Source organism: Paenibacillus sp. IHBB 3054, from assembly GCF_051594305.1.
GTDB lineage: Bacteria > Bacillota > Bacilli > Paenibacillales > Paenibacillaceae > Paenibacillus_AQ.
In genome coordinates, this window is sequence record NZ_JBOFBG010000148.1 from 1 (window position 1) to 592 (window position 592).

Here is a 592-nt window from a genome sequence, read left to right on the forward strand (position 1 = left end):
TGGGGGATTCCCCTTTCTGCTTCCGTTGCCAGTCGTGTTCAAGATGGCATGGATTGTGGCGATTTTTATGCTTAGTACCTTTGGGCATATGCTCAAGTGGCCCTATCGCATGAAGCGCTATATCCATGATCAACAACAAAAGAAAGACGGTACAGGGGAAGACATTGGGTCCTTTTTGGGCGTGGAGGAAGATGGCTGGCTCTATCGCAGCGGGAAGACCTTGCATGTCGTATCCTCCTTAACGGCAGCTCCTTGGAGAACGGCTGTATTTGCGCAAAAACGATCACGAATTGGGGGATTTGAGCAATTTCTGCGTGCCATCGTGCAGGAAGGCTTTAGTGCCCAAATTTCAGCAGAACAAATTCCGGACGTGCGCCATGAACTCTGGAACGAGAAACGCAGTCGCCTTGCTGCAAGTGAAGGCATCCAGCAGATGAAGCTGAATCGGCTGGAGATGTGGGAACGGCTGGCCCAGAAGGGGGAGGCGCTGCGCAGTGAATATACGCTGACGCTCACGACATCCGAATCCAAAATCAATATCAGGGAACGGGAAGATGAACCTGAAAACCTGAATACGGAGGAGATGAAGCGA

Annotated in this window: 1 protein-coding gene; it reads left to right on the forward strand. The window is 51.4% G+C overall.

All coding sequences use genetic code 11. The annotated features are described in order from the left end of the window. Nucleotides 1–109: 109 nt before the first annotated feature. Nucleotides 110–592: hypothetical protein (locus ACQ76X_RS36150; protein WP_438498702.1), on the forward strand; the 483-nt coding region annotated here is incomplete at its 3' end.